The sequence below is a fragment of the Luteirhabdus pelagi genome, assembly GCF_016827595.1.
Classification (GTDB): domain Bacteria; phylum Bacteroidota; class Bacteroidia; order Flavobacteriales; family Flavobacteriaceae; genus Luteirhabdus; species Luteirhabdus pelagi.
On the sequence record NZ_JAECMS010000001.1, the window covers coordinates 47955 to 66819 of the forward strand.

The 18865-nt window shown below is 42.3% G+C and carries 20 protein-coding genes; 7 read left to right on the forward strand and 13 right to left on the reverse strand.

What is annotated here, in order from left to right:
• Positions 1 to 55 precede the first annotated feature (55 nt).
• Positions 56 to 2458 carry a TonB-dependent receptor gene (locus I4Q58_RS00230; protein WP_203292538.1) on the forward strand — a complete coding sequence of 801 codons (2403 nt, stop codon included), beginning with the start codon at positions 56 to 58 and terminating at the stop codon, positions 2456 to 2458.
• Positions 2459 to 2511: 53 nt separating this feature from the next.
• Here I4Q58_RS00230 and hisS read toward each other — a convergent pair whose 3' ends face one another.
• The gene (gene hisS / locus I4Q58_RS00235) at positions 2512 to 3882 is read right to left on the reverse strand and encodes a histidine--tRNA ligase (protein WP_203292540.1); all 1371 of its coding nucleotides are present in this window, start codon (positions 3880 to 3882) and stop codon (positions 2512 to 2514) included.
• Between the two features lie 137 nt (positions 3883 to 4019).
• Between hisS and I4Q58_RS00240 the strand changes: the two genes are divergently transcribed.
• A complete protein-coding gene (locus I4Q58_RS00240; RefSeq protein ID WP_203292542.1) occupies positions 4020 to 5258 on the forward strand; it encodes an ABC transporter permease in 1239 nt (412 codons plus the stop codon).
• 101 nt (positions 5259 to 5359) lie between these two features.
• Here I4Q58_RS00240 and I4Q58_RS00245 read toward each other — a convergent pair whose 3' ends face one another.
• From I4Q58_RS00245 to rpsF, 4 genes are all read right to left on the reverse strand, one after another.
• Positions 5360 to 5839, reverse strand: a complete 480-nt coding sequence (locus tag I4Q58_RS00245; RefSeq protein ID WP_203292544.1) for a DUF6495 family protein — start codon at positions 5837 to 5839, stop codon at positions 5360 to 5362.
• Between the two features lie 77 nt (positions 5840 to 5916).
• On the reverse strand, positions 5917 to 6369 hold the full coding sequence (gene rplI / locus I4Q58_RS00250) for a 50S ribosomal protein L9 (protein WP_203292546.1): 453 nt from the start codon (positions 6367 to 6369) through the stop codon (positions 5917 to 5919).
• A gap of 15 nt (positions 6370 to 6384) precedes the next feature.
• The gene (gene rpsR / locus I4Q58_RS00255) at positions 6385 to 6681 is read right to left on the reverse strand and encodes a 30S ribosomal protein S18 (protein ID WP_203292548.1); all 297 of its coding nucleotides are present in this window, start codon (positions 6679 to 6681) and stop codon (positions 6385 to 6387) included.
• 3 nt (positions 6682 to 6684) lie between these two features.
• The gene (rpsF, locus tag I4Q58_RS00260; RefSeq protein ID WP_203292550.1) at positions 6685 to 7032 is read right to left on the reverse strand and encodes a 30S ribosomal protein S6; all 348 of its coding nucleotides are present in this window, start codon (positions 7030 to 7032) and stop codon (positions 6685 to 6687) included.
• A gap of 242 nt (positions 7033 to 7274) precedes the next feature.
• Here rpsF and I4Q58_RS00265 point away from each other — a divergent pair, with 242 nt between their 5' ends.
• Positions 7275 to 7991, forward strand: coding sequence for a LytR/AlgR family response regulator transcription factor (locus I4Q58_RS00265; RefSeq protein WP_203292552.1), 717 nt, complete (start codon positions 7275 to 7277; stop codon positions 7989 to 7991).
• On the opposite strand, the gene priA is transcribed toward I4Q58_RS00265, so the two are convergent.
• From priA to nadC, 5 genes are all read right to left on the reverse strand, one after another.
• On the reverse strand, positions 7992 to 10442 hold the full coding sequence (priA, locus tag I4Q58_RS00270) for a replication restart helicase PriA (RefSeq protein WP_203292555.1): 2451 nt from the start codon (positions 10440 to 10442) through the stop codon (positions 7992 to 7994). It lies immediately after the preceding gene.
• An 83-nt stretch (positions 10443 to 10525) separates the two neighbouring features.
• Positions 10526 to 10954 carry a DUF2147 domain-containing protein gene (locus I4Q58_RS00275; RefSeq protein WP_203292557.1) on the reverse strand — a complete coding sequence of 143 codons (429 nt, stop codon included), beginning with the start codon at positions 10952 to 10954 and terminating at the stop codon, positions 10526 to 10528.
• Between the two features lie 13 nt (positions 10955 to 10967).
• The gene (locus I4Q58_RS00280; protein ID WP_203292559.1) at positions 10968 to 11531 is read right to left on the reverse strand and encodes a chalcone isomerase family protein; all 564 of its coding nucleotides are present in this window, start codon (positions 11529 to 11531) and stop codon (positions 10968 to 10970) included.
• A gap of 8 nt (positions 11532 to 11539) precedes the next feature.
• On the reverse strand, positions 11540 to 12472 hold the full coding sequence (locus I4Q58_RS00285; protein ID WP_203292560.1) for a YihY/virulence factor BrkB family protein: 933 nt from the start codon (positions 12470 to 12472) through the stop codon (positions 11540 to 11542).
• The gene (gene nadC, locus I4Q58_RS00290) at positions 12473 to 13330 is read right to left on the reverse strand and encodes a carboxylating nicotinate-nucleotide diphosphorylase (protein WP_203292562.1); all 858 of its coding nucleotides are present in this window, start codon (positions 13328 to 13330) and stop codon (positions 12473 to 12475) included.
• Positions 13331 to 13438: 108 nt separating this feature from the next.
• Here nadC and I4Q58_RS00295 point away from each other — a divergent pair, with 108 nt between their 5' ends.
• Positions 13439 to 13795: a hypothetical protein gene (locus I4Q58_RS00295; protein WP_203292564.1), complete on the forward strand. Its 357-nt coding sequence runs from the start codon at positions 13439 to 13441 to the stop codon at positions 13793 to 13795.
• Here the strand turns inward: I4Q58_RS00295 and I4Q58_RS00300 are convergent.
• A complete protein-coding gene (locus I4Q58_RS00300) occupies positions 13792 to 15084 on the reverse strand; it encodes an NAD(P)/FAD-dependent oxidoreductase (protein ID WP_203292566.1) in 1293 nt (430 codons plus the stop codon). The two genes, I4Q58_RS00295 and I4Q58_RS00300, sit on opposite strands and share 4 nt — an antisense overlap.
• Positions 15085 to 15208: 124 nt before the next feature.
• Between I4Q58_RS00300 and I4Q58_RS00305 the strand changes: the two genes are divergently transcribed.
• Together I4Q58_RS00305 and I4Q58_RS00310 are read left to right on the forward strand one after the other, a co-directional pair.
• On the forward strand, positions 15209 to 15703 hold the full coding sequence (locus I4Q58_RS00305) for an RNA polymerase sigma factor (protein WP_203292569.1): 495 nt from the start codon (positions 15209 to 15211) through the stop codon (positions 15701 to 15703).
• A gap of 13 nt (positions 15704 to 15716) precedes the next feature.
• Positions 15717 to 16367: a hypothetical protein gene (locus tag I4Q58_RS00310; protein WP_203292571.1), complete on the forward strand. Its 651-nt coding sequence runs from the start codon at positions 15717 to 15719 to the stop codon at positions 16365 to 16367.
• Between the two features lie 236 nt (positions 16368 to 16603).
• Here I4Q58_RS00310 and I4Q58_RS00315 read toward each other — a convergent pair whose 3' ends face one another.
• Together I4Q58_RS00315 and I4Q58_RS00320 are read right to left on the reverse strand one after the other, a co-directional pair.
• Positions 16604 to 17407 carry a lysophospholipid acyltransferase family protein gene (locus I4Q58_RS00315; protein WP_203292573.1) on the reverse strand — a complete coding sequence of 268 codons (804 nt, stop codon included), beginning with the start codon at positions 17405 to 17407 and terminating at the stop codon, positions 16604 to 16606.
• Between the two features lie 75 nt (positions 17408 to 17482).
• Positions 17483 to 18124: an NUDIX hydrolase gene (locus tag I4Q58_RS00320; RefSeq protein WP_203292575.1), complete on the reverse strand. Its 642-nt coding sequence runs from the start codon at positions 18122 to 18124 to the stop codon at positions 17483 to 17485.
• 5 nt (positions 18125 to 18129) lie between these two features.
• Here I4Q58_RS00320 and I4Q58_RS00325 point away from each other — a divergent pair, with 5 nt between their 5' ends.
• Positions 18130 to 18864: a peptidylprolyl isomerase gene (locus I4Q58_RS00325; protein ID WP_203292577.1), complete on the forward strand. Its 735-nt coding sequence runs from the start codon at positions 18130 to 18132 to the stop codon at positions 18862 to 18864.
• Position 18865: the final 1 nt, after the last annotated feature.

Genomic DNA, 18865 nt, shown 5'->3' on the forward strand with positions numbered 1-18865 from the left:
AGGTATATTTTTTGTGCCTTTCGTATTCAACTAAATATCTATAATCCAACTTATAATGAAATATATTATTAGTCTGGGATTGTTGCTGTGTAGTCTTATAGCATCCTCCCAAACCCTAACCGTTCTCGATGCTGAAAACCAACATCCCATCGAGATGGTTACCATCATCAGTAAAGATCCTAACGTCTATGCCATCACAAATGCCGATGGAAAAGCAGACATCAGCGATTTCGAAACTGCTGAAAAAATCGAAATACGAACCCTTGGTTATAAAACACTAATCAAGAGCTATACTGAGCTAAGCAACGACGATTTCATCGTTACTATGGAAGAATCGAACCTTAGTCTAGATGAAGTGGTGGTCTCCGCTACGCGTTGGCGTCAGCGTTCCGACGATATTCCGGCGAAGGTCATTTCCATTTCACCGCAAGAAGTGAAACTTCAGAATCCACAAACCGCGGCAGACCTTTTGAGCGTTTCCGGAAAGGTATACGTCCAAAAAAGTCAGCAAGGCGGTGGAAGCCCGATGATTCGCGGTTTTGCAACCAACCGATTGGTCTATACCATCGATGGTGTTCGAATGAATACCGCTATTTTCCGTGGTGGAAACATCCAAAATGTAATTAATATCGATCCGTTTGCCGTGGAAGGCACCGAAGTATTGTTCGGTCCGGGATCGGTTATTTATGGAAGTGACGCCATCGGAGGCGTGATGAGTTTTCAGACCTTGACCCCTCAGTTTTCCCTAGATGATAAACCATTTATCTCTGGAAATGCGGTGGCGCGATTTTCTTCAGCTAACAACGAAAAAACGGGTCACTTCGATGTGAACGTCGGTTGGAAGAAATGGGCGTTTGTGTCCAGCATCAGTTCCTGGGACTATGACCATCTCCGACAAGGAAGTCACGGTCCAGACGATTACGTAAAGCCGTATTATGTGCAGCGTCAGGACAGCATGGATGTAGTCGTTCGTCAGGATGATCCACTGCTTCAGGTTCCTTCGGCTTATTCGCAAGTGAATATGATGCAAAAAGTTCGTTTTCAACCCAACAAAAACTGGGACTTTGTATATGGTTTCCATTATTCTGAAACTTCGCCCTATGGTCGCTATGACCGTCACAACAGACGACGCGACAATGCCCCTCGTTATGGAGAATGGGATTATGGGCCGCAGCAATGGTTGATGAACAATTTGAATATTTCCCACAGTGCCGAAAGCGGGTTGTTCAATGAAGTATCGCTTCGCTTGGCACAACAATCATTTGAAGAAAGCAGAATTAGCAGAAATTTCAATAGCCCCGACCGTGAGAGCAATATTGAAGAAGTGGAAGCTTATTCCGCCAATTTAGATTTTGTGAAGCCAGTAGGTGCCCAACACACCCTATTTTATGGTGCAGAATATGTAGGAAATGATGTTACTTCCATCGGACGAATACGCAATATTGAAACCGACGAAGAAATGGAGGGCCCTGCGCGTTATCCACAAGCTACTTGGCAGTCGATGGCGGTGTATGTGAATGATGAGTTTAAGCCATCTGACCAGTTTACCGTACAGGGAGGAATTCGCTACAATCACTTTTTATTGGATGCTGAATTTGATACGACCTTCTACCCTTTTCCGTTTACGGAAGCCAATATCGATAATGGTTCGTTAACGGGAAGTATTGGAGGGGTATATCGACCCGATAATACGTGGGTATTGAGCACCAACTTCGGAACTGCTTTCCGTTCTCCTAATGTAGATGATATTGGGAAGGTGTTCGATTCTGAACCCGGTGCTGTAACCGTACCCAACCCAGATCTTGATGCTGAATATGCCTATAATGTTGATGTAAGCGTTGCGAAAGTTATTGATGATGTCGTAAAGTTAGATGTTACAGGATATTATACCAGATTGAAGAATGCCTTGGTGCGACGCGATTTTCAGTTGAATGGACAGGATAGCATTGTATATGCCGGTGAACTTAGCAAAGTACAAGCCATTCAAAATGCTGCCGAAGCGAATGTGTATGGTATTCAGGCAGGTGTTGAAGTGAAGCTTCCGGCTGGATTCAAATTCTCAACAGATTTGAACTTCCAACACGGCGAAGAGGAATTGGATGATGGTAGCGAAAGTACGTCACGTCACGCAGCGCCATTTTTTGGGGTAAGCCGCCTTACGTTTAAGGCAGACGACCTTAGTCTTCAACTGTATACCGAATATCAAGGAGAACGTTCTTTCGAGGATCTCCCGGTTAGTGAGCAAGATAAGGATGAAATCTATGCAAAGGATGCCAATGGAAATAACTATTCTCCTTCGTGGTACACCCTAAATTTAAAAGGAAGTTACGAGTTGACCGAACGATTTGCGGTAAATGCAGGATTGGAAAACATCACCGATCAGCGCTATCGACCATATAGTTCGGGAATTTCAGCACCCGGAAGGAATTTTATTCTTTCATTGCAGGCAAACTTCTAAAAACAAAAAACCCTTCCATATCGGAAGGGTTTTTCTTTTAAACAGGTTAAATATTATAACAGCTTAGCCCGTAAGCCCACGAACGAAACCAATTGCTGTTCGCCCGATTTCATATGTTTTAACGTAAACTTCTCGGCTTTCATCTCGTCGCCACCTGCTAACACGGTAAACGGAATATCCCGCTTGTCGGCATACTTCATCTGTTTGCCCATTTTTGCTGCATCTGGGTATAATTCAGCTCGAATGCCCTCTGCCCGAAGTTTGGTAACTGCTTTCATGGCATACCGTGCTTCTTCTTCACCAAAATTGATAAACAACACCTTGGTTCCGGCCATAACGGTCTGCGGAAATAACTCCAATTGCTCCAGTACCAGATAAATTCTATCCAATCCGAAGCTGATACCTACACCGCTCATATTCTTCAATCCAAAGATGCCCGTAAGGTCATCGTAGCGACCTCCACCGCCAATACTTCCCATATCGACACCTTCAGGAGCGGCCACTTCAAAAATAGCACCAGTGTAATAGTTAAGCCCTCTTGCCAAGGTGACGTCAATTTCTAAGGTTGCCGTTTGTAGTTCGATTTCGGTGAAGGTGTTGGTAATGAATTCAAGTTCTTCAACTCCTTTCATCCCTATTTCAGAAGAAGAAAGCAACTCTTTTAGCAATGCTAGTTTCTCCGAAGCAGTTCCAGCTATGGTAAACAAGGGTTGTAATTTTTGAATGGCAGCATTGGAGATTCCTTTTTCCTTCATCTCCTCTTCAACCTTCTCCTTCCCTATTTTGTCAAGTTTGTCGAGGGCAACGGTGAAATCGATAAGTTTATCTTCTGCTCCAATAACTTCTGCAATTCCGCTAAGGATTTTGCGGTTGTTCATTTTAATGGTGACACCACCTAGGTTCAATTTGCTGAACACCGTATCATAGAGTTGCACAAACTCTACTTCTTGCCAAAGCGATGTACTTCCTACCACGTCGGCATCGCATTGGTAGAATTCGCGGAAACGACCTTTCTGCGGACGATCGGCACGCCAGACAGGCTGAATTTGGTAGCGCTTAAATGGGAATTCGATTTCGTTTTGATGTTGCACCACATAGCGTGCAAAAGGAACGGTAAGATCGTAGCGAAGTGCCTTTTCGGAAATTTTAGGTGTAAGTTCGGTACTGTCCTTTTTTGAATAAACGTCATCTTTCACCTTGCGCAGGAAATCGCCGCTATTGAGGATTTTAAAAATCAGTCGGTCGCCTTCCTCGCCATACTTCCCCATCAGTGTTTCGCTGTTTTCGAAGGAAGGTGTTTCGATAGGTTGAAACCCATACGTTCGGAAGCAATCCCGAATGATATTGATAATATAGTTTCGCTTTATGACTTCTTCAGGAGAGAAATCTCGGGTTCCTTTTGGAATACTGGGCTTTTTCAACACGCTTTTTTTTGGAGTGACGGTTTTCAACTGAAAACTGCATCACAAAATTATTGTACTACAAATATCATAATTTTGGGGCGAACTTGTAACTTTATGGACGTTGAACAGTCTTATGGATAATTGAAAACCGCACTTTCATGTTTAAACTCTTCCGGGAAAATGTTCGAATCGCCCTCGATTCCATTCGTAGTCAGTTACTTCGAACCATTCTGACCGTTATTATTATAGGAATCGGAATTTGGGCATTGGTCGGTATTTTGAGTGCTGTAAAGGCGTTGGAGAATACAATTAGTAGCGATTTTGCCTCGATGGGAGCCAATACCTTCAACATTCAGCGGTATGAATTTGAAATCAATAGTCGTGGTGGCGAACGTGAAAAGATCAATCCGATTATCAGCTACAACGACGTTCGAGAGTTTATCGACATTTATAACTTTCCGATGACACAGGTTTCGGTTTCCTTTCGGGGAACGGGAACGGCGGAGGTGAAGTACGAAAGTGAAAAGACCGATCCAGAGGTTCAGGTGTACGGCGTAAATGAACATTATTTGGAAAATACCGGAACGGAGGTAGAACAGGGAAGAAATTTTACCTATTTCGATATACAAAATAACAGTAAGGTATGCCTGCTGGGTGCCGATTTTAAAAAGAATTTATTCGAAAATGAAGATCCCATCGGCAAGACCGTCAGTGTTCGAGGCGTGAAGTTTAAGGTTATCGGACTATTGGAAAGCAAAGGTTCGACTTTTGGAAACAACCAAGACTTAAAGGTTTTAATCCCAATTCAAGTGGCACGGGGAATCTTCACCCAGCCCGATATCAATTACAACGTAAGTGTTCGGGTTGATGACAAGGAAGTTATGGAAGGCGCACAGGATGAGGCCATCATAACCTTTCGGAATATTCGTGGCTTAAATCCAGTCGAAGAAAACAACTTTGGTATTGAGCGAAGCGACGACCTTATCAACCGCATTGCAAGCATTACAGGTGTTTTGGAGACCGCGGCGTGGATTATTAGCATCATCACAATTTTAGGGTCTTCTATCGCACTGATGAATATAATGTTGGTTTCCGTAACGGAACGAACCCGTGAAATTGGAGTTCGAAAGGCGTTAGGCGCAAAGCGATCGACCATTTCCACCCAATTCTTTATAGAAACCATCGTGATTGGTCAGTTTGGAAGTATATTGGGCATTATTTTGGGTATTCTGACCGGCTTTGCTATTTCATCGATTTTCGAATTCGATTTCTCCATGCCATGGACCGCAATGATTGCGGCTACCATCATCACCTTTTTGGTTGCCGTATTGGCTGGTTCCTATCCTGCTACTAAAGCTGCGAAGTTGGATCCGATTGAGAGTTTGCGGTATGAATAGCGATCAGGACACTTCGAGAGCCTCAGTGTCCCTATTTGATAACTTGGAATGAGGACACTGAGATTCTCGAAGTGTCCAAATGCTCAAAGCGTCCGTAATTACTACTTCGCTTTATCCAAAATATCCTCGAAGAACGCGTATAATTCGCCTTGTGTGATAATCGCCCCTTGTTTTATCAAGGCGAAAACGTCCTGTTTCCAATCTTCGCTGAATTTCTTATCGGCGGTGTAGAACTCCACTTCTTCGGTCATATAGTTCTGCTGTAACCAGGTATAGTCTTCTTCCTTGGTAATGTCCTTCGACTCATCCATTATTTTTAGGGCGATCAGTTTCATCTGCTCTTTTTCAATTTTGAAAAGGAACATCTGTTGTGGAAGTATGTTCTCCAAGTATTCCGCTTTTTCGAGTACATTGTCCCAAACCAGGTCGCTAAAGGTGTCCAGTTCTTCTTCTACCATCTCCGGCTTTTTGATTTTCATAAACTCCCACTCCTTCTTATCGATGGATTGAGTGGCTAAAAAAGTAGCGAACTCTTGGTGAAGTTCCTCGAACTGTTCTTTCGTCAGTCGTGCGTATTTCATTGTCGTATTACTTCAATAGGTTAAAACAAAAAACACCCTCATTGCTGAAGGTGTTTTTATATGATTAAGAACGGTTTCTAGTTCTCTGCTACAACGTCGAATGTGAAGTTTTCAATCACATCGCGGTGGAAACGGATCGTCGCTTCATACTGCCCGGTACGCTTAATAGCACCACCAGCGATAGAGATAAATTTCTTCTCGATCGTTACACCTTCTTTTTCCAAGGCATCGGCAAGGTCGCCATTGGTTACGGAACCAAAAAGCTTATCGCCTTCACCGGTTTTGGCAGAAATCTTCATCTCAAGGATTTCGTTAAGCTTCTCAGCTTGCTCTTTCGCTTCCTCAACGATCTTACGCTCTTTATATTCACGTTGCTTAAGCTTCTCGTCCAATTGCTTTTTTGCAGAAGGAGTCGCTAGAACAGCTTGACCTTTAGGAATTAGAAAGTTTCTAGCGTATCCATTTTTTACCGTCACAACGTCGTCTGTGAACCCTAGGTTCTCTACGTCTTGTGTTAATATAATTTCCATGATACTGTCTTTTTTTTATTTGTATAGATCGGTAACGTATGGCATCAAGGCAAGGTGACGTGCGCGTTTAACGGCAGTTGCCACTTTACGTTGATACTTTAATGAAGTTCCTGTAAGACGGCGAGGTAACAATTTTCCTTGCTCGTTTACGAAGCTCATCAAGAAATCTGGATCTTTGTAATCGATATACTTGATTCCGGATCTTTTGAACCGACAGTACTTCTTGGCTTTGGTCGTTTCGATATTAAGAGGGGTCAAATAACGAATTTCGCCACCCTTTTTACCTTTTGCTTGTTGCTGTAGTGTTGCCATGGTTTATGCCTTTGCTTTTTGTTTTTTGTTTCGGTTTCGTCTCTTCTCTGCCCAAGCGATTGCATGTTTGTCAAGCTTAACGGTCAGAAAACGCATGATGCGCTCGTCACGTCTAAACTCGGTTTCCATTGGCTGGATTGCTTCACCAGGTACCTGGTATTCAAATAGGTGGTAGAAACCACTTTTTTTGTTTTGGATTGCATAGGCCAATTTACGTAGCCCCCAATCTTCCTTCGATATCATCTTAGCACCTTTAGAAACAAGAAAATCTTCGTATTTCTTAACTGTTTCCTTTACCTGATCATCAGATAAAACGGGATTTAAGATGAAAACAGTTTCGTAATGATTCATAAAAAATCTATTAGTAATTAAATTATTGAACTTATTGGCCTAGGCCAAGAGCGTGCAAAAATACTACATTATTTCCTTTTATCAAATCAAAACAAAGAAATAATACTTCAACGAATTCTGACAGCGAAAGTTACAATTTCCTACAATAAAGACTAAATAGATAAATTTACTCGACAAAAGTTAAAATAAGTTGCAGTTCATCGATAATTTCCCTAATATTGTGTTAACCAAACTATCTAACTGTGGACAAGCCGATTCTAAAATGCGCCATTGTGGATGACTCCACCTTGCAACGCCTTTCCATCGTAAAATTGATCGAGAATCACCCTTCTCTAAACTTAGTTGCAGAATACAATAATGCAATTGAAGCGAAGATGGGGTTAGCAACTAATGAAATCGATTTAATATTCCTTGATATTGAAATGCCGATACTTTCTGGCTTCGATCTCTTGGACGATCTTACCAAAAAACCGCAAATCATTTTTGTGACCGGAAAAACGAAGTACGCCTTTAAGGCATTCGACTATGATGCTGTCGATTATCTTCGGAAACCGATTTCAAAAGAACGATTCTTAAATGCGGTGCATAAGGCCATAACCAATTTTAAACTTCGAAATGACGAAGGCTTCGACGATGAAGACTTTATTTTCGTGAAAAGCAATCTCAAGAAGCGAAAGGTGTTCTTAAATGAACTTCGCTATATTGAAGCTCTTGGCGACTATGTAAAGTTGGTAACCGAACACGATGCCCTCGTTGTGCTTTCAACTATGAAAGCCTTTGAAGCGCTATTGCCTAGCGACCGCTTCCTTCGTATCCATAAATCTTATATCGTGAACTTGGACAAGGTGGAACGCTATAATAGTAAGGTAATCGAATTGGAAAACGAGCAGCTACCCTTAAGCCGTAATCGTAAATCTGACTTGGCCGATGCCCTTGCCGCTTCTTCTATGCGTGGTTAATTATTGATTATCAACATCAATCACAACCTGTATACTCGAGAATTCTTTTATCGAGGCAAAACTCTTATCCACTTTTGAAATGAAGCGCTTTACCGCTTTAAGCGACTGCTTCTTTTCAATCTTTACCATAATGTTGGTAATATACTGATTTCGTATCCTTGCCACTGGCGGTGGCGTCGGTCCAAGCACTTGTCCCGATAACTGCTGCTCCAGCGCACGCCCAAACCAAATGGCTCCTTTTTCGTTTTTCTGAAAGTTCCGATCCTTAAACGTTATTCGTATCGTTCTGTAATACGGTGGATATTTATACTGATAGCGATCCTCCAACTGTTCTTCATACATGGCCTTATAGTTATGGCTGCTCACCTGTTGAAGGATTTGATGATACGCATTATAGGTTTGAATCAAAACCAACCCACGTTTCTTTGTCCGTCCTGCCCTACCCGATACTTGCTGCAGTAACTGAAAGCTTCGTTCATGTGCCCTAAAATCCGGAAAGTTCAACAAATTGTCAGCATTCAAGACACCGACCAATCCTATATTCCTAAAATCCAGACCCTTGGCAACCATTTGGGTACCGACCAATATATCTATTTCTTCATTCTCCAATCGGTCGATCAGCTTCTCATAGGCATGCTTGCCTCGTGTGGTATCTTGGTCCATTCGTGCCACCTCATGATCGGGAAACAAGGCTTTCACCTCTGTTTCTATCTGTTCGGTGCCGAAGCCTTTTGTATCCAAGGTTTCATTGCCACAAGCCATACACGATTGTTGCATCGCCATGTGGTAGCCACAATAATGGCATCGCAACTCATTTCGATATTGGTGAAAGGTTAAGCTTACATCGCAGTTTGGGCATTGCGGTGAAGTTCCGCAGGTAGTACATTCAACAATAGGTGAAAACCCACGACGGTTTTGAAACAGAATTACTTGTTCTCCTTCCTTCAAGGTGTCTCGCATGGCTTCCTGCAAGCGATCGCTAAAGTGACCGATCATTCGCTTTTTACGGTGCTTTTCCTTGATATCGACCAATTCGATTTCTGGCATAAGCACATTCCCGTAGCGTTTGGTTAGGGTGGCCAAGCCATACTTTTGTTGGGAGGCGTTATAATAACTTTCCAGTGAAGGTGTCGCACTTCCCAACAGTGTTTTGGCCTTGTGAAGGTTCGCTAGTACAATCGCACTATCACGCCCATGGTACCGTGGTGCGGGATTGTATTGTTTGAAGGAGGGTTCGTGCTCTTCATCTACAATGACCAATCCCAAATTTGAAAATGGCAGGAATAGTGACGAACGCGCACCGATAACTACCTGAGCCTTTTCTTTCTTCTGAAGCACATTCTGATACACCTCTACCCTTTCGTTTACAGAGTATTTTGAATGGTAAACGGCCACCTTTTCAGCAAAATAATGTTGAAGGCGACTGATAAGTTGTGTGGTTAGGGCTATTTCGGGAAGCATGTACAATACTTGCTTTCCTTGCTCTAATGCTTCAGCGATAAGGCGGACATAGATTTCCGTTTTTCCCGAGGACGTTACGCCGTGCAATAAACAGACCTCCTGCTCCCGAAAGCGCTCTTTAATTTGTTCAAAAGCCTGCTGCTGTTCGTCATTTAGGTTTTTTATTGCTGAAGCTTCTTCGCCTTCATACACAATTCTGTCTTTTTGGATATGATATTCCTCAAGAATTCCTTTATCGACCAATGCGTTCAATACCGAAGCTGATGTATCGCTCTTTTCCTGAAGCTGTTTGGCTCCGACCGGTTTCTTGCTCTGTGCCGACATCATAAAAAGGTTCATTAGCACCTCGCGTTGTTTGGGTGCTCGAGACATTTCATCTAGCAGTTCCCGCAGTGATTCCTCTTGGGCATAGGCATCCGTAAGTTTTACATAGCGTTTCAACTTCGGACGATACTGTTCATACACCTCCTCTTGCACCTGAACGACACCTTTTTCCAGCATCGTTTTAATGTGCGGCATAATCTGCTTTTTGTCAAGAATCTTTCGCAACGCGTTTAGGTCCAACGTCGGTTGGTGCTGTAAGGCTTCAAAAACCGAGAATTCGGCATCGCTTAAGGACGCTTCATCCACTTCGCTATCGGTATTTAGGGAAATGATAGTTTCACTTTCAAGAAGAAAGGCGCTTGGTAGTGCCGCACGGATTACTTCACCCAAAGTACACATATAGTAGTCGGCCATCCACTTCAAATGTGCCAACTGCGTTTTGGTAATGATGGGAGTTTCGTCCAAAATCTCAGAAATATCTTTGGTATCGTACCCATGCGGCGGTTGTTGATGTACCTGATACACGATGCCGGTATAGATTTTCGACTTTCCAAACGGAACGGTCACGCGCATGCCCGCTTTCAGAAAAGCAGCTTCATCCTTGTTTACGCTGTAGGTAAAGGTCTGTCGCAGTGGAATAGGAAGAATTACGTCTATAAAATACAAGGCTGTGGTGCTTCAGTAGCCATAAAAATAGAAAAGGCCACCTAGATTTTAGGCGGCCTTCTTCAATACTTATAAACAAGTTTTTATTTCACACGGTGCCAATACTGTGTTCTTCCGATCAAGGAAAACCCGATATAACCGCGAACTTTCAATTTATCGTCTTCTTCCAAGGTGATGTAGCACTTATAGAGCTTTCCGCTTTCAGGATCGAGGATCTTACCATCGGTATATTCATCGTCGTCCTTTTCAAGACCTTTAATAATAACCAATCCTTCAACTGGCTTTCCTGCATCCTCGCCCGGGCAATCGATACAGGTAGCATCTTGACGGTCGGGATTTAGGATTTTTATCACTTTCCCGTAAACTTTTCCATCCTTTTTATAAATTTCTACATGCGATTTCGCCTCGCCGCTTTCATCATCGATTGTTTTCCAAACACCTGTTACATCTTGGGCGTTTAAGGTTAGGGATGTGATGAATAATACTACTAATGTGAATAGGTTTGTTTTCATAATTCCTGTTTTTTTAGTTTCCTAGCATTCCTTTCTTCAGGCTGCTATCGGCCGGATCGTCGCCCAACCAGATTCCGAACAAGGCTTTCTTGAAGTCCATTCCTTCAATCGTGCCCAATTCCTTTCCATTTTTATAGGCAACCACTCCCTTTCCTTTCTGATATGTGATATCGAAAATATCGTCTTCAACAATCTCATCGTTGAAAAAGGTGATGAATCGTTCAATTTTAGACTTGAGTGGAGCTGTATTACCATCCATTGACGCATCGAAGCCATCTTCAACCGCTTCGCGCATCGCTTCACTCGAAACGAACGAAGAGGTAATGTGAAGTTTAATCGCCATGGTTTCATCGGCATTCATGATGCTGCTCGCATTACTGCTCTTTTCACCTAAATAGAGACCACCAGAGTATAACTTAAGTACAAAGGCCTTCTTACGGACACCGCCACCGTTCAACATCAATTCTTCACCATTAAAGGTAACCGTATTCGGTAGGGTCACATTTCCAACTTCGGTTTGCGCCTGACCAGCGGTAATAGTAAGTACCGCAACTAAAAGGATTACAATTTTTTTCATAGACTTTATTATTGATTGTTAGTATTTCTATTTCGCAACAGTTGCAGGGAAAGGTTTAACTCGAACCCTAACAACAAAAGATTTGCATTTATCCAAATATAGAACATCATGATTAATAACGCTCCTAAGGAACCGTACAATTCGTTATAATTTGCAAAGTTGTTGATGTATACACCATATAAATAGGTGGTTAGCAAAAACAACAGGGTGGTTACCAAGGCTCCTATCGACAAGAAGCGTGATTCCCTTCCCTCTTTGGTTCCAAAGTAATACAAGATGGAAATGATCGTATACACCATGATGATAAAAATTATCAACTGAAGTGTCGGAATCCAGAACACGTCTTGGTCCATATAGGCCTGCGACAGTAATTCATCCAACAAATATTCCCCATACAGGATTACCGCTACTGTAATTAACAATAACAGTGCCAACAACAATGAAACCGCTAGTGCCACAGCATATTGCCTAAAAAAACTACGGTTAATTTTTACATGAAAGGAGAACTCAAAGGCGCTAAAGATGGCATTTACGCCATTGGCCGCCAAGAACAAGGCTAGTATAATCGAGAACGATAGCAATCCTCCACGCGGATTTACGGCAATATCGGCAATTACCGGGTAGAAAAGATCGGCTGTCTGGGGAGGCAATAATTCTTCTATGAAAATTAAAAATCGAGTTTGAAAGCCTTCTACCGGAACATACGGAATCAAGTTTAAGATGAACAGCAGAAAGGGAAACAGTGCCATAAAAAAGCTATACGCAATCGAACTCGCCCTAGAAGAAAAAGTGCCCTTAATAATCCCCGTTCCGTAGATATCGAGCAAATCGTAAAGGGTTAGTCCGTTGGTACCCGGAATAATAATCCGCCTGCTGTACGCCACCAAATTGCGGAGTACAGGGATGTTATCGAACGTTAACTCTTCATCCTCTTCCGCCATTTATACGGCTTTTAAACTAAGGTCCATGTTATACACCGAATGCGTCAATGCACCACTACTGATATAATCCACGCCACATTCAGCATATTTTCGTACGGTATCGAGCGTTATACCACCACTGGATTCGGTAAGGCAGGTATCGCCAATCATTTCCACCGCTTTTCGCGTGTCTTCGTAATTGAAATTGTCGATCAGGATTCTGTACACGCCTTTGTTTTGGAGAATTTCCTCGATTTCAGTAAGATCGCGTGCTTCGACGATGATTTTTAGATCCAGGTGATTTCGCTTCAGGTATTCCTGCGTCTTCTGAATGGCTTTTGTAATCCCGCCACAGAAGTCAATATGATTGTCTTTCAACATAATCATATCGTACAGCGCAAATCGGTGATTTTCACCGCCACCAATCTTTACCGCCCACTTTTCAAGCGCGCGGATACCAGGCGTGGTTTTACGGGTGTCCAGAATCTGGGTTCCGGTACCTTCCAACAACTTCACATATTCGTGGGTCTTGGTGGCAATGGCGCTCATCCGTTGCATGGCGTTAAGCACCAAACGTTCTGCTTTCAAAATACTTTGGGATGAACCGGAAACGTAGAAAACGATATCGCCAACGGTTACTTCACGTCCGTCGGGAATTTTCACCTCAACTTCCAATCCGTGGTCGACATAGTCGAATACCTGTTTGGCAAATTCAACGCCGGCAATGATGCCAGCTTCCTTTACCAATAATTTCGCTTTACCAGTCGCTTCCTCGGGAATACACGCTAACGAGCTATGGTCGCCCGTACCCACGTCCTCTCGAATGGCGTTTGTGATGATGATATCAATTTCCTTATTAAATTGCTTTCGTGAAATCATGTACTAATTCTTTCAGCTAAAATACTAAAAACGCTTTCAATTTGCCGCTAGTAAAGCGTTTGGAATATAAATTGATAGCTATATCGGCATAACCTAAACATTTTAATTATGAAAATCGATCTTTACACCAAGACTTTACTAACCATTATCGCCGTTTGTTTGACCTTCAATGTGTTGAAGGATTTTGACGTAATTCCATCGGCTTATGCGAACGACACTTTGCCGGAAACCTCAACGGAATATACGTTGGTTCCTGTAAGTGAAACCAATACCATGGATGTCCGAATTGTTGATATTTACACTTCAGATGAATTGAATGTAAACCTAAAAGGTATCAGTACGTATGATGAGATGAAAGTGAATGTGAACAGCATCGATACTTCCGATGAATTGGATATCAATATTGATGAAGTCGGCGGACAGTCGATTTTCTACGGAAGCGGAGTGCCTATTTCTACTGATTAATCGGTTGTAGAACCAATATCGCGTCGGAACGGACGGATAATCAAGCGGGCGGCCCGATCGTAGTTGATGTAATTATAGGTCCAATTAAAGAAGGTCACCACCCGATTTCGGAACCCGACCAAGAACCAAAGATGTACGAACATCCATAAAAACCATGCGAAGGCACCGCCAAAGTGCATCTTCTTAATATCGACAACAGCTTTGTTTCTTCCGATTGTCGCCATTGTACCTTTATCGAAATATTCGAACGGTTTGGGTTTCTTATTTCGCAAGATTCGCTTGATATTTTCGCCAAGGTGCTTTCCTTGCTGAATAGCGGGTTGCGCTACCTGTGGATGTCCTTTGGGAAAATCATCTGTTTCCATATAGGCAATATCACCCAAAGCGTAAATAGCGTCAGTGCCTTCTACCTTGCTGTAGCGATTTACGCGATATCGGTTTATTTTTTCGAACAGGGCATCGCCATCGATTCCTTTCACAGGAGCACCCGTCACACCTGCCGCCCAAATAAAGGCTTCTGTTTCGAAGGTTTTTCCAGATTTGGTGGAAACGGTTTTGCCATCGTAGTCTTCAATCATAGTATTCAGGTGAATCTCAACGCCAAGATCTTCGAGGAATTCCTGCGCTTTTTTGGATGCTTCTTCACTCATAGGTGGCAATACACGATCTAAGCCTTCCAGCAAATGCACGTGCATTTCGCCTTCATTCATTTCAGTATAGTCCTTTTCGAGGATTCCCTTACGGAATTCAGCCAAGGCGCCCGCCAGTTCAACACCCGTTGGTCCTGCACCCGCTATAACAAAGTTCAAGAGTCGTTTTCGTTCGGCTTCATCCTCGGTGATATCCGCCTTTTCAATATTTTGAAGCATCAAGCTTCTAATGTTCAAGGCTTGCGGAACCGTTTTCATCGGCATGCTGTTTCGAGCAATGTTTTCGTTACCGAAATAATTCGTTTTTGTGCCGGTCGCTATTATCAGATAATCATAGGTAAGATTTCCGATAGAAGTTTCGATTTCCTTTTTATCCTGATGGATATAATTTACTTCTGCAAGGCGAAAGTGAAAATTTTTATTCTTTCTGAAAATTTTCCGAAGCGGATAGGCGATTGAGTCTGGTTCTAGTCCGCTAGTGGACACTTGATATAACAAGGGTTGAAAGGTATGATAGTTGTGCTTGTCGAACAAAACGATCTGCACATCCTCTTTCTTAATTTTGTTGATAAAGGAGATTCCCGCAAAGCCGCCGCCAATCACGACGATACGAGCTTGGTTGGTGGAAGGAATATTCATATAATTGAAGTTCTATTCAAAAATAAGGAATGTAGGAGGGCTTACTTTCAAAAGTGTATTTTTTTATGAAATTTGTAACAAACCGTAACGTTTCACTACCTATACTGCAATCAACTAAAAACCATTGACGAAGGAGCTTGAACATAGTTTTGTTACGCAACTGGAGGCCAATCAGAACATTGTGCATAAGATCTGTCGGTTGTATACCCACGATCAGGAATCGCATAACGATCTGTTTCAGGAGATTACTATTCAGTTATGGAAGGCCTTTCCAAAGTTTCGAGGCGATTCGAAGTTTAGCACTTGGATGTATCGTGTGGCGTTGAATACTGCCATTACCTTATATCGGAAGAAGAAAAGAAGAGTCGATACCGGCGATTTTGAGTCGGTGAGCTTCAAGATAAAGGCAGAACCGTATGACGATACGATGGACAAACAGTTAAAGTTGATGTACCAGGCTGTGAAAACGCTTAATGATATTGATAAGGCGTTGGTGTTTTTGTATTTAGAGGACAAGCCGTATAAAGAGATTTCGGAAACACTTGGTATTAGTGAAGTGAATGCTCGCGTAAAAATGAGCCGAGTGAAAGATAAATTACGTCAAATTTTGAACCCATAGGAGGAACCTGACCATGGATGAATTGGATTTATTAAAGAAAGAATGGCAAAGCCGGGAGCAAGAGCTTCCAACGCTTTCCTACAACGACATTTACAAGATGTTGTTGAAGAAGTCTTCTTCTATCGTGAAGTGGATTTTCTACATCAGTATTGCGGAATTATTGTTTTGGACACTTTTGGCCTTTGTGATGCCAGAATCGAGTGAAGAAGTAGTTGATGGGATGGGAATGCACACTGCAATGATCATTATCAATATTGTTCATTATCTCATCTTTATTAGCTTCATCTATTATTTTTATAAGAACTATAAATCGATTCAGGTAACGGACTCGGTGAAGCAACTGATGAAGAATATCCTAAAGACTCGAAAAACCGTCAAGTACTTCGTAATGTATAATGTTGGTGCCTCTGCGTTGATGCTTATTGGATTCAATATTTATTATTATCTGAATAAGCACAGGTTATTTGAAGTAATGTCGGGCGAATTCGGATGGGGTAACACACAGCTTACTGAAGATAAATTTATAACGGTATTCTTTTTAGCCCAATTAATTATGGGTGTCGTTATTCTAGGCCTACTGCTACTGTTCTATCGCATTCTCTATGGTATTCTACTGCGAAGGTTGAAGCGAAACTATAGCGAGTTGAAGAAGATGGAAGTCTAGTGAACAGTGAACAGTGAACAGTGAGCGGTTAAGGTTGATGAGATAATCCTTGGCTTATTGCTCTTAGTAATTGACCGCTAGCTGTTGGCGGTTGGCTATTGGCCTTTAGCCTATTGAGATTTGGAATTTGGAATTTGGAGTTTAATAAGCTTTATACCTACAACCAACACTTCATACCACCTGCCTTCATCCTAATGCCTATAGCCTATAGCTTACCGCTTACTGCATAAAGCACCTCAATACCGCCACTCTCGTTCCTTATTGAGCTCTTCTTCTTTTTCTAATTCTTCTTGTGGAATAACCTTTAAAAATGAAGGGTGCTGTTCGATAGCGTATTCTAATTTCTTTACAATATCATCTACGCTTTCATTTTCATAATCGATATCCAAAGGCTCTTTGATTTCCATGGATTGAAGAATCCCTCTTTTCTTAATACGAATTCCTTTTCTATCAAAAGAGCGTCTAAATCCATCGATTACAATGGGCACAACGATTGGCTTGTTCTTTTTTATGATGTGCGCGGTTCCACGGCGAATTGGCTTCCAAGGTTTGGTGGTTCCCTGTGGAAAGGTAATGACCCAACCATCCTCCAAGGCTTTGGTGATATTGCTCACGTCGCTCATCTTCACCTGACGGTTCACCTCTTTACCCTCCGCACGCCACGTGCGTTCGATGCTTACAGAACCTGCGTAGGCCAAAATTTTAGGAAGCAAGCCCGATTGCATGGTTTCTTTGGCTGCTACGAAGTAAAGATTCAGTTTAGGATTCCACAGATAACCAATATTCTTGATATTATCGACACGTCCGCTTAGACTTGCATTAAACACATGAAACATCGCCACAACATCGGCAAAATAGGTTTGGTGGTTGCTGACGAACAAGACGTTGTTATCGGGTAGCTCCTTAATGATTTCACTCCCGTGGATCTGAAGTTTATTAAAGCCCTTAAAACGCCTATGGGTCATAGCGCCCATAATTCGGATGAGCCATTTTTTCAAAAATAAAATATGTCCAAAAGGATTTTTCTTAAAAAGCCCCATAGTGTATTGCTCCTACTTTAAATTGGATAATGGCTTCCAAAAAAGCCGAATTGCAAAGATACGAAAAATCTATCTCTAGAGCACCTGAGACAATAGGCTGCGTACTTCGCTGAGCATCATGGCAGTGGCACCCCAGACAACATTTTCGTTCAAACGAAAGGCCGGAACTTCAAGGTTGGTTGCATATGAGGTGGTAATGATTTCAGACACCAACACCTCTTCACTCATAAAGTGTTGTAACGGCACTTCAATCAAGGCTTCCACCTCCTCCTCTTGGGGTATAAATGAAGGCGTCCTTTCGGTTATGCCCAAAAAAGGTTGAACAAAGAAATTAGAGGGCGGAATATAGAGTTCTGTAAGTTGTTTCAATACTTCAATTTGCGACCGTGGCACCCCTACTTCCTCTTCCGTTTCACGCAGTGCAGCGTCTTGTAAGGAAGCATCCTCATTCTCCAGTTTCCCACCTGGAAATCCTACCTGGTTAGAATGAACCCCCTTATAGCTTTTTCGAAGAATAAGGATAAGATGCGTTTCTTCGTTTAAGGAAGGATAAAACAAAGCCATCACCCCTGCTTTTCGAGCCGTTTTCGCTTTTTCAGCCTGTCGCTTCAATTCACGAAGTCGCTCGATGGGAGCCATTTTAAGATGCTCCGCTTCGCCGGGAAGTTCGAGATTTCTTACTTTTACAATCCGTTGTTGAAACGTTGAAAATTCCATTATCTATGAAAACCCTTTCCTGTTTAGCAATTGTTTTGGTACTGCTTTTTGCAAGCTGTGAAGATACTAAAAAGACCTCCGATGCGAAAGATGAAGTGACTAAAAGCGAGACCTCTTCCAAAGATACTTCAACAGAAAAAAAAGAAACCGTTTCCAAAGAAGAAAAAGTGAAGGATACTTCAGGTACAAACTATCCTAAAATTACGGAGGAAAACATGGCCGAATTTCTCACCGAATACGGAAAGAACAATCCTGAAACCAAGGTGAAGATCACTACCCGAATTGGTGATATTGTCATCGACTTATATGAAGATACACCCTTACACCGCGCCAATTTTATCTATTTGGTGAAACAGGAGTATTACAACAACACTTTTTTTCATCGTATTGTGCCAAATTTTATCATTCAGGGTGGCAACAGCGACCTTCCCTCCACCAATGAAAAGCGGGCCGAGCTGGCAGAAGATTATCTGCTTCCTGCAGAAATAAAACGAAACCACTTTTACGGTTCGGTTAGTGGTGCCAAGGAATATCGCGAAAACCCAGACAATCGATCCGCTCCGTTCGAATTCTTCATTTTCCTAGGACCACCAAGTTCTACTGGTCATTTGGACGGTAGTTACACGGTCTTCGGACGTGTATCAGAGGGAATGGATGTTGTTGAAGAAATCGCCAATCTTCCGTCCGATGAAGGCGAATGGCCAAAGCAAAATGTCTATATAAAAGCGAAAGTACTGTAGT

What these genes read in the sequence shown, in the direction of transcription:
- I4Q58_RS00230 (WP_203292538.1), top strand. Translation starts at nt 56, where the DNA reads ATGAAATATATTATTAGTCTGGGATTGTTGCTGTGTAGTCTTATAGCA.
- I4Q58_RS00240 (WP_203292542.1), top strand. Translation starts at nt 4,020, where the DNA reads ATGTTTAAACTCTTCCGGGAAAATGTTCGAATCGCCCTCGATTCCATT.
- I4Q58_RS00245 (WP_203292544.1), bottom strand. Translation starts at nt 5,839, where the DNA reads ATGAAATACGCACGACTGACGAAAGAACAGTTCGAGGAACTTCACCAA.
- rplI (WP_203292546.1), bottom strand. Translation starts at nt 6,369, where the DNA reads ATGGAAATTATATTAACACAAGACGTAGAGAACCTAGGGTTCACAGAC.
- rpsR (WP_203292548.1), bottom strand. Translation starts at nt 6,681, where the DNA reads ATGGCAACACTACAGCAACAAGCAAAAGGTAAAAAGGGTGGCGAAATT.
- rpsF (WP_203292550.1), bottom strand. Translation starts at nt 7,032, where the DNA reads ATGAATCATTACGAAACTGTTTTCATCTTAAATCCCGTTTTATCTGAT.
- I4Q58_RS00275 (WP_203292557.1), bottom strand. Translation starts at nt 10,954, where the DNA reads ATGAAAACAAACCTATTCACATTAGTAGTATTATTCATCACATCCCTA.
- I4Q58_RS00280 (WP_203292559.1), bottom strand. Translation starts at nt 11,531, where the DNA reads ATGAAAAAAATTGTAATCCTTTTAGTTGCGGTACTTACTATTACCGCT.
- I4Q58_RS00285 (WP_203292560.1), bottom strand. Translation starts at nt 12,472, where the DNA reads ATGGCGGAAGAGGATGAAGAGTTAACGTTCGATAACATCCCTGTACTC.
- nadC (WP_203292562.1), bottom strand. Translation starts at nt 13,330, where the DNA reads ATGATTTCACGAAAGCAATTTAATAAGGAAATTGATATCATCATCACA.
- I4Q58_RS00295 (WP_203292564.1), top strand. Translation starts at nt 13,439, where the DNA reads ATGAAAATCGATCTTTACACCAAGACTTTACTAACCATTATCGCCGTT.
- I4Q58_RS00300 (WP_203292566.1), bottom strand. Translation starts at nt 15,084, where the DNA reads ATGAATATTCCTTCCACCAACCAAGCTCGTATCGTCGTGATTGGCGGC.
- I4Q58_RS00310 (WP_203292571.1), top strand. Translation starts at nt 15,717, where the DNA reads ATGGATGAATTGGATTTATTAAAGAAAGAATGGCAAAGCCGGGAGCAA.
- I4Q58_RS00315 (WP_203292573.1), bottom strand. Translation starts at nt 17,407, where the DNA reads ATGGGGCTTTTTAAGAAAAATCCTTTTGGACATATTTTATTTTTGAAA.
- I4Q58_RS00320 (WP_203292575.1), bottom strand. Translation starts at nt 18,124, where the DNA reads ATGGAATTTTCAACGTTTCAACAACGGATTGTAAAAGTAAGAAATCTC.
- I4Q58_RS00325 (WP_203292577.1), top strand. Translation starts at nt 18,130, where the DNA reads ATGAAAACCCTTTCCTGTTTAGCAATTGTTTTGGTACTGCTTTTTGCA.